Source organism: Rhizobium sp. 2YAF20 (assembly GCF_052114685.1).
Taxonomy (GTDB): domain Bacteria; phylum Pseudomonadota; class Alphaproteobacteria; order Rhizobiales; family Rhizobiaceae; genus Rhizobium.
In genome coordinates this window covers 83,691-97,625 of record NZ_JBFRFF010000004.1, presented here as the reverse complement: position 1 = coordinate 97,625, position 13,935 = coordinate 83,691, and the positions used below count along the sequence as shown (strand labels likewise).

The 13,935-nt window shown below is 58.8% G+C and carries 12 protein-coding genes; 9 read left to right on the top strand and 3 right to left on the bottom strand.

What is annotated here, in order from left to right; genetic code table 11:
• Window positions 1-142: 142 nt before the first annotated feature.
• The 4 genes from pstS to pstB all read left to right on the top strand — a co-directional run bounded on the left by pstS (window position 143) and on the right by pstB (window position 3,940).
• Window positions 143-1,168 carry a phosphate ABC transporter substrate-binding protein PstS gene (pstS, locus tag AB4Z52_RS08025; protein ID WP_442217389.1) on the top strand — a complete coding sequence of 342 codons (1,026 nt, stop codon included), beginning with the start codon at window positions 143-145 and terminating at the stop codon, window positions 1,166-1,168.
• Window positions 1,169-1,239: 71 nt separating this feature from the next.
• Window positions 1,240-2,211, top strand: coding sequence for a phosphate ABC transporter permease subunit PstC (gene pstC, locus AB4Z52_RS08020; protein WP_442217388.1), 972 nt, complete (start codon window positions 1,240-1,242; stop codon window positions 2,209-2,211).
• A gap of 11 nt (window positions 2,212-2,222) precedes the next feature.
• Complete coding sequence (gene pstA / locus AB4Z52_RS08015) at window positions 2,223-3,074, top strand: phosphate ABC transporter permease PstA (protein WP_442217387.1); 852 nt, start codon at window positions 2,223-2,225, stop codon at window positions 3,072-3,074.
• 29 nt (window positions 3,075-3,103) lie between these two features.
• A complete protein-coding gene (gene pstB / locus AB4Z52_RS08010) occupies window positions 3,104-3,940 on the top strand; it encodes a phosphate ABC transporter ATP-binding protein PstB (protein ID WP_442217386.1) in 837 nt (278 codons plus the stop codon).
• 128 nt (window positions 3,941-4,068) lie between these two features.
• Here pstB and AB4Z52_RS08005 read toward each other — a convergent pair whose 3' ends face one another.
• Window positions 4,069-5,313: a cytochrome P450 gene (locus AB4Z52_RS08005; RefSeq protein ID WP_442217385.1), complete on the bottom strand. Its 1,245-nt coding sequence runs from the start codon at window positions 5,311-5,313 to the stop codon at window positions 4,069-4,071.
• A gap of 15 nt (window positions 5,314-5,328) precedes the next feature.
• Window positions 5,329-5,490, bottom strand: coding sequence for a hypothetical protein (locus AB4Z52_RS08000; protein WP_442217384.1), 162 nt, complete (start codon window positions 5,488-5,490; stop codon window positions 5,329-5,331).
• Window positions 5,491-5,814: 324 nt separating this feature from the next.
• On the opposite strand from AB4Z52_RS08000, the gene clpP reads away from it, so the two are divergent.
• The 4 genes from clpP (at window position 5,815) to hupB (ending at window position 11,409) form a co-directional block, all read left to right on the top strand.
• Entirely contained in the window at window positions 5,815-6,447 is a 633-nt protein-coding gene (gene clpP, locus AB4Z52_RS07995) for an ATP-dependent Clp endopeptidase proteolytic subunit ClpP (protein ID WP_111158185.1), read from the top strand.
• Between the two features lie 375 nt (window positions 6,448-6,822).
• A complete protein-coding gene (gene clpX, locus AB4Z52_RS07990) occupies window positions 6,823-8,100 on the top strand; it encodes an ATP-dependent Clp protease ATP-binding subunit ClpX (RefSeq protein WP_442217383.1) in 1,278 nt (425 codons plus the stop codon).
• Between the two features lie 408 nt (window positions 8,101-8,508).
• On the top strand, window positions 8,509-10,929 hold the full coding sequence (gene lon, locus AB4Z52_RS07985; RefSeq protein WP_442217382.1) for an endopeptidase La: 2,421 nt from the start codon (window positions 8,509-8,511) through the stop codon (window positions 10,927-10,929).
• A 204-nt stretch (window positions 10,930-11,133) separates the two neighbouring features.
• On the top strand, window positions 11,134-11,409 hold the full coding sequence (gene hupB / locus AB4Z52_RS07980) for a DNA-binding protein HupB (protein WP_111158181.1): 276 nt from the start codon (window positions 11,134-11,136) through the stop codon (window positions 11,407-11,409).
• Window positions 11,410-11,509: 100 nt separating this feature from the next.
• On the opposite strand, the gene AB4Z52_RS07975 is transcribed toward hupB, so the two are convergent.
• Window positions 11,510-12,496 carry an aldo/keto reductase gene (locus AB4Z52_RS07975; protein ID WP_442217381.1) on the bottom strand — a complete coding sequence of 329 codons (987 nt, stop codon included), beginning with the start codon at window positions 12,494-12,496 and terminating at the stop codon, window positions 11,510-11,512.
• Window positions 12,497-12,702: 206 nt separating this feature from the next.
• Between AB4Z52_RS07975 and AB4Z52_RS07970 the strand changes: the two genes are divergently transcribed.
• A complete protein-coding gene (locus tag AB4Z52_RS07970) occupies window positions 12,703-13,935 on the top strand; it encodes a metallophosphoesterase family protein (RefSeq protein ID WP_442217380.1) in 1,233 nt (410 codons plus the stop codon).

The window sequence follows — 13,935 nt, the reverse complement described above, 5'->3', positions numbered from 1 at the left end:
CACGAAACTGTCATCAAACTGAAACATTGCAACTATAGAGCCATCCGTGTCGCTGGGAGATTGACGCGTCCGATGAACTATCTGGATATCCGTGCGTCTGCTCCCTCGCCATCCTTTCATCACTTGAGGAAGTGAGTTTAACATGTTTAACCACAAAATTCGTTCGCTTTGCCTCTCTGCAGGCCTCGTCGTCGCCATGGCTGCTTCGGCCTCGGCTGCCGACCTCACCGGCGCCGGCTCGAGCTTCATCGCGCCAGTTATGTCCAAGTGGGCCGAAAACTATAAGGCTGCGACGAGCAACGCCGTCAACTACCAGTCGGTCGGCTCGGGCGCCGGCATAAAGCAGCTCGTCGACAAGACCATTGTATTCGCCGCTTCGGACAAGCCGATGAGCGACGCTGACCTCGAGAAGAACGGCGTTGCCCAGTTCCCGATGATCTCCGGCGGCATCGTCGTTTCCTATAACATTGCCGGCGTAAAGCCGGGCGAACTCGTTCTCGACGGAAAGACGCTGGCCGACATCTTTCTTGGCAAGATTGCCAAGTGGGACGACGCGGCCATCAAGGCCCTCAACCCCGACCTGAAGCTGCCTTCCACGGCGATCTCCGTCGTTTATCGCGCCGACAGCTCGGGCACGACCTTCAACTTCACCGATTACCTGTCGAAAGTTTCGCCAGAGTGGAAGGAAAAGGCTGGTTCGAACACGACGGTCGAATGGCCGGTCGGCTTCGGCGCCAAGGGTTCTGAAGGCGTTTCCACCACTGTCAACCAGACGGCTGGTTCGATCTCCTACGTCGAATATTCCTATGTCGTTGCCAACCACATCGGTTTTGCGAAGATGAAGAATGCTGCCGGCAAGGTTATCGAGCCGAGCCTCAATACGTTCGAGGCTGCTGCTTCGAGCGCCGATTGGGCCCATGCCAAGAACTTCAACCTGATCATCACCAATCAGCCGGGCGAAAAGAGCTGGCCGATTGCAGCTTCGACCTGGGTCATGCTTTACAAGAAGCCGGCCGATGCCGCTGCCAACGATGAAGCCCTGAAATTCTTCAAGTGGGCCTATGAAAAGGGCCAGAAGGAAGCGACTGGCCTGTCTTACCTTCCTGTTCCGGAAGCGGTTGTCAAGGTTGTCGAAGAGTCCTGGAAGAAGGACTTCGGCACGAAGTAATTTCGGCTGAAAAGTTGCGGCGGACAGGGCTTGGCCCTGTCCGCCTTTCGTGACAGGACAAGGGGAAACCGATGGCCGACGCGACTGAGACAGCTGGATTCCAGGCAGTGGATACCAGCGTCAGCACCAGGAAATTCCGGATACAGGATCGGATTTTCTATTTTATGACGCTTGGCTCGGCTGCTCTTGTCGTGCTTTTGCTGCTGGCAATCCTTGTGGTTCTTGTCATCGAAGCCTTGCCAACCTTCCAGACCTTCGGGTTTTCGTTCCTCTGGGGCACGAAGTGGAGCGCTCCCGCCAATATCTTTGGTGCTGTGCCTGCCTTGGTCGGCACGCTGGTGAGCTCGCTCATCGCCATGCTGATTGCCGTTCCCCTGGGCATCGGTATCGCCATCTTCCTCACGGAACTTTGCCCCGGCAACCTGCGACGTCCGATCAGTACTGCCATCGAGCTTCTGGCCGGCGTTCCCTCTATCATCTACGGCGTCGTCGGTCTGTTCATTCTCGTGCCGTTGATGCAGACCTATATTCTGCCCTTCCTTGTGATGACGATCGGCCAGGTGCCGTTGATCGGCCTGCTGTTCCAGCCGCCGGCGCCGGGCGTCGGCCTGTTGACGGCAAGCCTCGTGCTGTCCATCATGATCCTGCCGTTCATAACCGCCATCTCGCGCGACGTGTTCAGCACCGTGCCGCCGATGCTGCGTGAATCCGCTTACGGCACGGGTATGACCACATGGGAAGTGGCTCGCTACATCCTGATCCCCTATACACGTCGCGGCCTCGTCGGCGGCATCATGCTCGGCCTTGGCCGCTCGCTTGGCGAAACCATGGCTGTCACCTTCGTTATCGGCTCGGTGAGCCGTCTGCAGGCGTCGATCATCTCGCCGTCCACCACCATTTCCGCCCAGATCGCGAATAATTTCGGCGATGCCGACGGTCTGCAATTGTCGAGCCTGATGGCGCTCGGCCTGCTCTTGTTCGTCCTTTCCTTCTGCGTGCTTGCGCTGGCGAGATGGATGATCGGTCGCGTCGATTCGCTTTGAGGAAAGAACCCATGGAAAATGCAATTCGTCAGAATATCGTGTCGCGGCGCTATGGGAAGAACCGGGTGATGATGGCCCTGTGCTTCCTTGCGGCCGTCCTCGGCCTATTCTTTCTCAGCGTGATCCTTGTAAGCTTGCTTTACCGCGGTGTATCGGCGCTCAGCCTCGACGTGTTCACCATGTCGATCCCGGCCCAGGGCTCGCGCGGCGGCCTGATCAACGCCATCTACGGCACCGTGCTGGTCACCGGCCTTGCCATCCTGATCGCCGCACCGATCGGCATTCTCGCCGGCACCTATCTTGTGGAATATGCCAACGGCTCCAAGCTTGCCGAGGTCGCCAAATTCCTCAACGACATCCTGCTGTCCGCACCCTCGATCATCATAGGCGTGTTCGTCTATGGCGCCGTGGTTGTACCCATGCACGGCAACTCTGCCATCGCCGGCGTCCTCGCGCTGGCGTTGATCGCCCTTCCGGTCGTCAACCGCACGACGCAAGACATGCTGTTGCTGGTGCCAAATTCGCTTCGTGAGGCGACCGCAGCACTCGGCGCGCCGCGCTGGAAGTCCATGACGATGGTGATTTACCGTTCCGCCTGGGCGGGCATCCTCACCGGCATCCTGTTGGCCGTCGCCCGTATCAGCGGCGAAACTGCGCCGCTTCTCTTTACGGCCGGTTACAGCAAATTCATGAATTCGAGCCTGACCGGTCCGATCGCCACGCTGCCGGTTGCCATCAACACGCTCGCCGCCGATGCCGGCGAGGATCTCAAGCAACTGGCCTGGGCCGGCGCACTGATTATCACCCTTGCCATCCTTGCCCTCAACATCCTTGCCCGTGTCTTGAGTGGGCGCCGCCAGTGACGCAGCCGCCGAACGATAGGAATGAAACGATGAACATGAGCGATAACAATTTCGAGAGCGTCGCCGCACAGCCGGGGAAGGACGCCGTTTCCCGGTCGGGTCTCGCAACGCAAGCGAAACTTCAAGTGAAGAACCTCGATTTCACCTATCAGAACGGCCATCGCGTTCTGAAGGGTGTGAATATGGACATCCGCAAAAATGCGGTCACCGCCTTCATCGGCCCTTCGGGTTGCGGTAAGTCCACGCTGTTGCGCACTTTCAATCGGATGTATGATCTCTATCCGGGCCAGACGGTTGGGGGCGAGATCCTGCTGGACGGCAGCAGTATTCTCACCAAGGACGTCGATCTGAACGCTTTGCGCGCCAAGGTCGGCATGGTGTTTCAAAAGCCCACGCCGTTCCCGATGTCGATTTATGAAAACGTCGCTTTCGGCATTCGGCTATATGAGAAGATTTCCAGGGCTGAAATGGACGCCCGCGTCGAAGCGGCGCTGACGGAAACAGCGTTATGGAGCGAAGTGAAGGAAAAGCTGCACCAGAGCGGACTTAGCCTTTCCGGCGGTCAGCAGCAGCGCCTCTGTATCGCGCGCGCCATTGCTCTTCGCCCCGAAGTCCTGCTGCTCGACGAACCGACGTCGGCTCTTGACCCGATCTCGACCGCCAAGGTCGAGGAACTGGTTTCTCAGCTGAAGCGCGATTTCACGATCGTCATCGTCACGCACAACATGCAGCAGGCAAGCCGCATCTCCGACAACACCGCCTTCATGTATCTCGGCGAACTGGTGGAATACGGTCAGACCGAACAGATATTCCAGGCGCCGAAGACCAAGCGCACGGAAGACTACATCACCGGCCGCTACGGCTGATATCTAAGCGTCGTCGTGCTTTTAAAATGGCGTGCCCCAGGGCGCGCCATTTTTGCGTTCAGGCGCATCAATCATGACTTGAGGAAGGTTGGATAAGGGACTCGATAGACTCCCTTATCCCGCTTGGTTCACCAAGCCAGCTCCAGTTTGTCGAGCCCGTGGAATTGGTAGACGTCCTTGACATCAGGCGCCTTCGAAAGCCTCAAGCCCGGCAGCCGCTTGAACAGGATGGGCAGCGCGATATTCAGCTCCAGCCGGGCCAGCGGCGCGCCGATACAGAAGTGGATGCCGGCGCCGAAGGAGAGGTTCGACGCCTCCTGGCGATCCGGCTTGAAGTGAAGGGGATCGGAGAACTTGGTCGGATCGAGATTGGCGGCAGCAAGGATCATCGCCACCTTGTCGCCGCGCTGGAAGGAGACGCCGTCAATCTCGGCCGGCTCCAGCGCCCAGCGCTGAAAGACATGGACCGGCGCGCAGATGCGCAGCGCTTCTTCGACCGTGCGCTCCGTGGCGGCATCATCCTTGAAGATGTCTTGCGGTGCATGTCCGCTTCCGAGGATGACGCGCACGGAATTGCCGATCTGGTGGACCGTCGCTTCGTGCCCGGCATTGAGCAGCACGATCGTCGTCGAAACCAGCTCTTCATCCGTCAGGTACTGGCCCTTGTGCTCGGTGGTGATCATGTGGGTCAGAAGGTCATCGCGCGGATTGGCCCGCCGCTCGGCAATGACTGATTTCACATAGTCGGCGAATTCCTTGGCAGCCTGGTCGGCGCCATATTCATCGTCACGTGTCCGGCCGAACATGTACATGCGCACATAGGCATGCGACCATTTCAGCAACTGCGGTCCCATCTCCTCGGGAATGCCGATCATCCGCGCGATCATTGTGACGGGGATGACATCGGCGAAGGCCGACAGCAGCTCGACTTCGCCCTTATGTTCAAACCGATCGATCAGCTGATTTGCCAGCTCGGCGATCTCAGGCTTCATCTTTTCGACGTGACGCGTGACGAAGGCGCGGTTGACGAGGGTTCGCAGCCTGGTGTGTTCAGGGGGCTCGATTTCAAGCAGCGAATGCCGTTCGGCGAGATCGAAGTTTTTCAGATGCGGAAGGGGCGCCTCCATGCCGAGTTCTTCGCGCGTGGCGATATGCAGGATCTGACGACCAAATCGCCGATCGCGCAGCAGCCCGTTCACATGGTCATAGCCGGTGAAATACCACTGTTTCTGCTGTTCCCAATAGAAGGTGGGACAATGCGCATGCAGCGCGGCATAGACCGCATTCGGGTTGCCATAGAAGGCCGGATCGTTGGCTTCAAGGGAAACGCGGCGTGTTGCGGGATCGATGGAAAGTACGGAGGGTATCATCATGGCCAGAGGAATATCTCAATAATTACTGCCGGAAAAGACGGCACTGACGAGCAGACCGAGGGACCATGTCAAATAGACCTGAGCCCGCCGGTCTTTGCGCCACGCAACAATCAGCACGCCTGCAGGCGTTACCGCTTCGCTGCACCAGATCGCCAATCCCGGCGTAATACTGAACACTGCGGTCGCTCTCCGAAAGGGCGAGATTGGGCGCACCCAAAAGTTTATTGTTAATAGCTTATAAATCCAAGATTGCAGAGGCGCGTTAAGCTTCCGTCATCTACAGTCGCAAAAAGCGCAGCAGGCTAACCGGGCATTAATCGCGATCTGGAAGAAAGCCGCGGGAAACCTTGTCTCGGGGCAATCCACAGCCAACAGGCTTCTTGACGTTATCCCTTCGCGCGTCTTGAAGTGCAGGGCAGTGACACTCTATGTAGGGGTGACAGATATTTATTCGATTCCCGCCGTTTTCGCCGTCGGGTGCAAGTTTGACAAAGGACGCAAATGAGAAATCCAGTCGATACCGCCATGGCTCTTGTGCCGATGGTCGTGGAGCAGACCAATCGCGGCGAACGGTCCTACGACATCTATTCGCGCCTCTTGAAGGAACGCATCATCTTCTTGACCGGCCAGGTCGAAGATCACATGGCGACGCTGGTCTGCGCGCAGTTGCTCTTCCTCGAAGCTGAAAATCCGAAGAAGGAAATCGCGCTCTACATCAATTCTCCCGGCGGCGTGGTCACCGCCGGCATGGCGATCTACGACACGATGCAGTTCATCAAGCCTGCGGTGTCGACGCTTTGCATCGGTCAGGCGGCGTCCATGGGCTCGCTGCTTCTCGCAGCCGGCGACAAGGACATGCGCTTCACGACGCCGAACTCGCGCATCATGGTTCACCAGCCGTCGGGCGGTTTCCAGGGGCAGGCATCGGATATCGAGCGTCACGCTCGCGACATTATCAAGATGAAGCGCCGCCTGAACGAGATCTACGAAAAGCACTGCGGCCGCACCTACGAGGAAGTCGAGCAGACGCTCGATCGCGACCACTTCATGTCCGCCGAAGAGGCAAAGGACTGGGGCCTGGTCGACAAGGTGCTGACGTCACGTGCGGAAATGGAAGGCGACGCTGCCGCGTGATTGCCGCCGGGCTGATGTTTTCATCACCCGAGTGGTAATGTCTTCATTATCCCGGGATAATGATTTCATTATCCAAAGGACGGTGTCTTCCACGCCACAGTTCTATCCCAATTGTGATTGAATAGGGGTTTAAACTGATGCGGAAGACGGTAATAGTAACTGTTAATGCTATGTAGAGTTTTTATGACATAGCGTTCGGCATTCGAAGGGGAATTCGTTGCCACCGAGGCCCGGGCATGATTGTGTGGGCTTCGTTCAGTACCCCGAGGAGCGCCTTAACCGGCAAGAGCTCCAATTTATGGAGCACGGTCGGCGGGCGCATTGAGTGGACCGCCATTTCGATCTGGAAATGCGGCGTGCTGGAAGGAAAGTGATATGAGCAAAGTCAGCGGCAGCAACGGCGGTGACTCCAAGAATACCCTGTATTGTTCATTCTGCGGCAAGAGCCAGCACGAAGTCCGCAAGCTGATTGCCGGACCGACGGTGTTCATCTGCGATGAATGCGTCGAACTTTGCATGGACATCATTCGCGAAGAGAACAAGTCTTCGATGGTAAAGTCCCGCGATGGCGTCCCTACGCCCCAGGACATCATCAAGGTTCTCGACGAATACGTCATCGGCCAGAGACAGGCCAAGAAGATCCTGTCCGTTGCCGTGCACAATCACTACAAGCGATTGGCCCACGCCTCGAAGAATGGCGATGTCGAACTGGCGAAATCGAACATCCTTCTCGTCGGCCCGACCGGTTGCGGCAAGACGTATCTCGCCCAGACGCTTGCCCGCATCATCGACGTGCCGTTCACGATGGCCGATGCGACGACGCTGACCGAAGCGGGCTATGTTGGCGAAGACGTAGAAAACATCATCCTGAAGCTTCTTCAGTCCGCCGACTACAACGTCGAGCGCGCGCAGCGCGGCATCGTCTACATCGACGAAGTCGACAAGATTTCGCGCAAGTCGGACAATCCGTCGATCACCCGTGACGTATCGGGCGAGGGCGTGCAGCAGGCGCTTCTGAAGATCATGGAAGGCACCGTTGCATCAGTGCCTCCGCAGGGCGGTCGTAAGCATCCGCAGCAGGAATTCCTGCAGGTCGACACGACGAACATCCTGTTCATCTGCGGCGGCGCCTTTGCCGGCCTCGATAAGATCATTTCCGCCCGTGGTGAAAAAACCTCCATCGGCTTTGGTGCCTCGGTCAAGTCGCAGGACGACCGTCGGGTCGGAGAAGTGCTGCGCGAGTTGGAGCCGGAAGATCTCGTCAAGTTCGGTCTCATCCCGGAATTCATTGGCCGTCTGCCCGTCCTGGCGACGCTTGAGGACCTTGATGCCGACGCGCTGATCCAGATCCTGTCCGAGCCGAAGAACGCGCTGGTGAAGCAGTATCAGCGCCTGTTCGAGATGGAGGACGTGGAGCTGAACTTCCACGAGGATGCTCTTCGCGAAATCGCCCGCCGCGCCATCACCCGCAAGACCGGCGCTCGTGGCCTGCGGTCGATCATGGAGAAGATCCTGCTCGACACGATGTTCGAGTTGCCGGCTCTCGAAGGTGTACGCGAAGTCGTTATCTCCGAAGAAGTCGTCCGCGGCTCGGCCCGCCCGCTCTACATCTATGCCGACCGGCAGGAAGAGAAGGCGAACGCGACCGCCTGATCCACAGTTGATCCAGACTATTCTGGGGCTCGTCGTCGACGGGCCCCTTTCTATTTGAAAAATCGCGGAGTTTTCTGATAAGGTTCGGGATAAGGTGGCCGGAACGCAGGTCTAGCCGTTGCGAAGAACAGCAGTCGCGGCGATGATGGAATGATTCTGTTATGCGTTGACGAATTGGCCAAAAGCCCGTTCGCCCCAGCCACCGGCAGCGTTTTGAACAGCCGGGTGTTCCTTGAGAGTTCTGTGTGATCCCTTTGTAATATTCCCATCACAAACCCGAGCTTCGGGCATGGAGCATGGCTTGAAATAGACGGCATGAACCTCCACTTCTAAGCCAAGTGAGAGAGCCGGCCTTCCCACTACAGGCTGGCCAAGAGCCCGGAAACGGGACGATGGAAAGGAAATGATATGACGAAGAAAACCTCTGCGGCTAACGAGAGCATTGCCTATCCGGTACTGCCGTTGCGCGACATCGTGGTTTTCCCCCACATGATTGTGCCGTTGTTCGTCGGACGGGAAAAGTCGATCCGCGCGCTAGAAGAAGTGATGGGGTCCGACAAGCAGATCATGCTCGTCACCCAGATCAACGCCGGCGATGACGATCCGACCCCCGATGCCATTCACAAGGTTGGCACGGTTGCAAATGTACTGCAGCTTCTGAAGCTGCCGGACGGTACGGTCAAGGTGCTGGTCGAAGGCCGCGCACGCGCCGAGATCGATACCTATACCAGCCGTGAAGACTTCTACGAGGCCATGGGCCACACGCTCGAGGAGCCTGATGAAGACCAGGTCGAGCTGGAGGCTCTGAGCCGCTCGGTCGTCTCGGAGTTCGAGAGCTATGTAAAGCTCAACAAGAAGATTTCGCCGGAAGTCGTTGGCGCTGCTAGCCAGATCGACGACTACTCCAAGCTTGCCGACACGGTTGCTTCGCACCTGTCGATCAAGATCACTGAGAAGCAGGAGATGCTGGAAACCACCAGCGTCAAGGGCCGTCTCGAAAAGGCGCTCGGCTTCATGGAAGGCGAAATCTCGGTTTTGCAGGTCGAAAAGCGCATCCGCTCGCGCGTCAAGCGCCAGATGGAGAAGACCCAGCGCGAATACTACCTGAACGAACAGATGAAGGCGATCCAGAAGGAGCTCGGCGACGGCGAGGAAGGCCGCGACGAGATGACCGAGTTGGAAGAGCGCATCGCCAAGACCAAGCTTTCCAAGGAAGCCCGCGAAAAAGCCGATGCCGAGGTGAAGAAGCTTCGCCAGATGAGCCCGATGTCTGCGGAAGCAACCGTCGTGCGCAACTATCTCGACTGGCTGCTCGGTATTCCCTGGAACAAGAAGTCCAAGGTCAAGGTCGATCTGGCCAATGCCGAGAAGATCCTCGAAGCCGATCACTTTGGCCTGGACAAGGTCAAGGAGCGCATCGTCGAGTATCTGGCCGTCCAGGCTCGCGCGACCAAGCTCAAGGGCCCGATCCTGTGCCTCGTCGGACCTCCCGGCGTCGGCAAGACATCGCTTGCCCAGTCGATCGCCAAGGCGACCGGTCGTGAGTATGTCCGCATGGCGCTCGGCGGCGTTCGCGATGAAGCCGAAATCCGTGGCCACCGCCGCACCTATATCGGCTCGATGCCCGGCAAGGTCATCCAGTCGATGAAAAAGGCTAAGAAGTCCAACCCGCTCTTCCTGCTCGACGAAATCGACAAGATGGGCATGGATTTCCGCGGCGATCCGTCATCGGCCCTGTTGGAGGTGTTGGACCCAGCGCAGAACTCGACCTTCATGGACCATTACCTTGAAGTCGAATATGACCTGTCCGACGTTATGTTCATCACGACCGCCAATACGCTGAACATTCCAGCACCGTTGATGGACCGCATGGAAGTCATCCGTATCGCCGGCTACACCGAGGACGAGAAGCGCGAGATCGCCAAGCGGCACCTGCTGCCGAAGGCTATCAAGGAGCATGCGCTGCAGCCGGAGGAATTCTCCGTCAGCGACGACGCTTTGATGGCGATCAGCCAGCAGTATACCCGTGAGGCGGGCGTTCGTAACTTCGAGCGCGAGTTGATGAAGCTGGCCCGAAAGGCCGTGACTGAAATCATCCGCGGCAAGTCCAAGTCGATCGCGGTTACGGCTGCGAATATCGACCAGTATCTGGGCGTTCCAAGGTTCCGCCATGGCGAAGCCGAGCGCGAGGATCAGGTCGGTGTCGTTACCGGTCTCGCCTGGACGGAAGTCGGCGGCGAGTTGCTGACGATCGAAGGCGTGATGATGCCAGGCAAGGGTCGCATGACCGTTACTGGCAACCTGAAGGAAGTGATGAAGGAATCGATTTCGGCAGCGGCATCCTATGTCCGCTCGCGCGCCGTCGATTTCGGCATCGAGCCCCCGCGCTTCGACAAGAGCGACATCCATGTCCACGTTCCAGAAGCGGCAACGCCGAAGGACGGCCCGTCGGCCGGCGTGGCAATGGCAACGGCGATCGTGTCGATCATGACCGGCATTCCCGTCAACAAGGATGTCGCCATGACCGGCGAGATCACCTTGCGCGGACGCGTGCTGCCAATCGGCGGCCTGAAGGAAAAGCTGCTTGCCGCCCTGCGCGGCGGTATCAAGACTGTTCTGATCCCGGAAGAAAACGCCAAGGACCTGGCGGAGATCCCGGATAACGTGAAGAACGGAATGGAGATCATTCCCGTGTCCCGCATGGGCGAGGTGATCAAGCATGCGCTGATCCGCAGACCGGACCCGATCGAATGGGATGGCTCGATCGAAACGCCCGTTATCGCCACGGTTGAAGGTGTGGATGATCTGGGGCAGACACTGGCTCACTGAGCTGAGGTTTGCCACATTTATGCCAAATTGAGGAAAAACGCGAAAAAGGCCGGCATTTATGCCGGCCTTTTTTGTGAAAACTCCACCAGAGCGCTTGCTTTTCCTTATTTTGCAGGGCTTTTGGGTTGCGGCGGGCCTGAGCATACGTATTCTGCGCCCGACTTACAGATGAGTCGTTTCATACCAGAAGAAAGGGATGGAAACATGAACAAGAATGAACTCGTGTCCGCAGTTGCTGAAAAGGCTGGCATCACCAAGGCAGACGCAGCATCTGCTGTCGACGCAGTTTTCGACGCCGTCCAGGGCGAACTGAAGAATGGCGGCGACGTTCGTCTCGCAGGTTTCGGCAGCTTCACCGTTTCGCACCGTGCAGCCAGCAAGGGTCGCAATCCATCGACCGGCGCCGAAGTTGATATCGCTGCGCGCAACGTGCCGAAGTTCACACCCGGCAAGGGTCTGAAGGAAGCCGTCAACGGCTGAATCCATTCTCGTCTGACCGTCGCTGCATGACGTTGTCGTCGGCAGTGGATGGCCAGCAGAGTTGAAAGAGGGTCCGGTTCGCGCCGGACCCTTTTTTTGTCTACCAGCGCTGATGGACGTGAGGCGCGATCAGGCGATCGTAGATTTCGCGGGTCGCCGTCATGACGTCGGCTGAAAGCGGCGCAAAACTTGACGCCGCTGCGTTGGCCTTGGCCTGCTCGGCGTTGCGCGCGCCCGGAATGACCACCGTGACCGCATCGGTCATCAAGATCCAGCGCAAGGCGAAGGCTGCCATGCTGGCGCCGGCCGGCACCAGTTTGCGCACCTCCTCGACAGCCTGAAGACCCACCGCGAATGGCACGCCTGCAAAGGTCTCGCCGACGTCGAAGGCTTCGCCGTGGCGATTGAAGTTGCGGTGGTCGTCAGTTGCGAACTTGGTGTCGCGGGTGATCTTGCCGGACAGCAACCCGCTTGCGAGCGGCACGCGAACGATCACGGCAATCTCCTTGTGGCGCGCTTCCTGGAAGAACAGGTCGGCGGGACGCTGGCGAAAGATGTTGTAGATGATCTGGATGCTGACGACGCCGGGATATTCGATCGCCTTCAGGCCCTCCTCGACGGTGGAGACGCTGACACCATAGCCCTTGATCTTGCCGGCCTTCTGCAGATCGTTCAGCCCTTCGAACACCTCTGGGCGATAGAGCACCTCGGTTGGCGGACAATGAAGCTGAACGAGGTCGAGGCTGTCGACCCCGAGGTTCTTTAGGCTGCGGTCGATGAAGCCTTCGAGATTGGCCTTGGTGTAGCCGTCGGCGACATGCGGGTCGAGGCGTCTGCCTGCCTTGGTGGCCACCATCGGACGCTTACCGCCGCGGCTTTTCAGCACGTCGGCGATGATCTTTTCGGAGCGGCCGTCGCCATAGACGTCGGCCGTGTCGATAAAGGTCATGCCGGCATCGAGCGCCGCATTGAGGGCGGCGCGGCCGTCGGCTTCGCTGACGTCGCCCCAGGCGCCGCCGATCTGCCAAGCGCCGAAACCGACATCGCTAACGATGAAAGGCGTGCGGCCGAATGCGTGATGTCTCATGAAAAATCCTCCTCTGATCAAGACTGGTCCTGGCAGTAACAGCCGTCCAGTTGCCCGACAATCGATCGAATATCGCAATGTCGTGACATAGGCGTGTGATAGCGCGAAACAACGCGCAAAACCCAGGGACGAACGCCGCGAGCCGTATCAATCGCGAGATTTTTTTTCTAAAAGAATGCCTCGGACTCGATCGATGACCGGAGCGCATGTCCTCTTTCACCTTCATCCACGCCGCCGACCTGCATCTCGGCAGCCCTTTCCAGGGGCTGGCGATCAAGGATGCCGACATTGCAGCGATCTTCGTGGAAGCCAGCCGCAAAGCCTTTTCGACGCTTGTCGATCACGCCATCGAGCGCCAGGTCGGCTTTTTCGTGATCGCCGGCGACGTCTATGACGGCGACTGGAAGGATAACAAGATCGGCCTATTCTTCAATCGCGAGATGGCGCGGCTGGAGCGGGCGGGGATTCCGGTCTTTCTTCTGCGCGGCAATCATGATGCGGCGAGCGTCATCACCAAGACGATCACCCTGCCGGGCAATGTCTGCGAATTCCCGACGAACAAGCCGGGGACTTTCCGACTGGATCACCTGAAGGTTGCGCTGCACGGCCAGGGATTTGCCGACCGTTCCGCCACCGACAACCTCGCGCTTGCCTATCCGCCGCCGGTGGCAGGCTGGTTCAATCTCGGCGTCCTCCACACCTCCCTGACCGGCCGCGAGCCGCACGAACCCTATGCACCGTGCTCTGTCGAGGATCTGCGCTCGCGCGGCTATCACTATTGGGCGCTCGGCCACGTCCACGATTATGAAGAGGTATCGCTTGATCCGCATGTGATCTTCCCCGGCAACCTGCAGGGCCGAAGCATTCGCGAACGCGGCGCCAAGGGCGCGGTATTCGTCACCGTCGAGGACGGTGCTGTCGCTCTGGAACGTCTGATCGTCGACGAGGCCCGCTTTGCCGAGATCAATGTCACGGTTGATCCTGAAGATGACCAGGCCGCAATCCTTCGCCGGGTCGAACATGCCGTCCAGCCGCTCGTTCCCGGAATGGAAGGCCGCATGACAGCGCTGCGGGTGCGCCTCGTCGGCACGACGCCTTTGCAGGGGGCAATCGCCGCCAATCGCGCCCAATGGCGTGACGAGGTACAGGCAGCCTGCCATCGCTGCCATGAGGATATCTGGCTGGAAAAGCTGGAGTTGCGGCTGGAGCGGCCGGCCAAGACCAACGCCCCCGGCGCCTCGCTCGATCTCAGCCGATTGCTCGGCGACTACGCGGGCACCGCCGATATTGCGACAGAGGCCGACAGGCTGGTGGCCGAAGTCGCCGCGCGGCTGCCGAGCGGATCGGGCGCAGGCGATCTGCCGCTTKGCGACAGCATCGAGATGCTTGTCGAGGAGGCGCGTCAGCTTCTGCTTGCCCGCGGGCAGGGGGCCAGCTGA

Bases quoted from the DNA above. Each gene is read 5' to 3' on its own strand.
- clpP (WP_111158185.1), top strand. From the start codon at position 5,815: ATGAGAAATCCAGTCGATACCGCCATGGCTCTTGTGCCGATGGTCGTG.
- pstA (WP_442217387.1), top strand. From the start codon at position 2,223: ATGGAAAATGCAATTCGTCAGAATATCGTGTCGCGGCGCTATGGGAAG.
- hupB (WP_111158181.1), top strand. From the start codon at position 11,134: ATGAACAAGAATGAACTCGTGTCCGCAGTTGCTGAAAAGGCTGGCATC.
- pstS (WP_442217389.1), top strand. From the start codon at position 143: ATGTTTAACCACAAAATTCGTTCGCTTTGCCTCTCTGCAGGCCTCGTC.
- clpX (WP_442217383.1), top strand. From the start codon at position 6,823: ATGAGCAAAGTCAGCGGCAGCAACGGCGGTGACTCCAAGAATACCCTG.
- AB4Z52_RS07975 (WP_442217381.1), bottom strand. From the start codon at position 12,496: ATGAGACATCACGCATTCGGCCGCACGCCTTTCATCGTTAGCGATGTC.
- AB4Z52_RS08005 (WP_442217385.1), bottom strand. From the start codon at position 5,313: ATGATGATACCCTCCGTACTTTCCATCGATCCCGCAACACGCCGCGTT.
- pstB (WP_442217386.1), top strand. From the start codon at position 3,104: ATGAACATGAGCGATAACAATTTCGAGAGCGTCGCCGCACAGCCGGGG.
- lon (WP_442217382.1), top strand. From the start codon at position 8,509: ATGACGAAGAAAACCTCTGCGGCTAACGAGAGCATTGCCTATCCGGTA.
- pstC (WP_442217388.1), top strand. From the start codon at position 1,240: ATGGCCGACGCGACTGAGACAGCTGGATTCCAGGCAGTGGATACCAGC.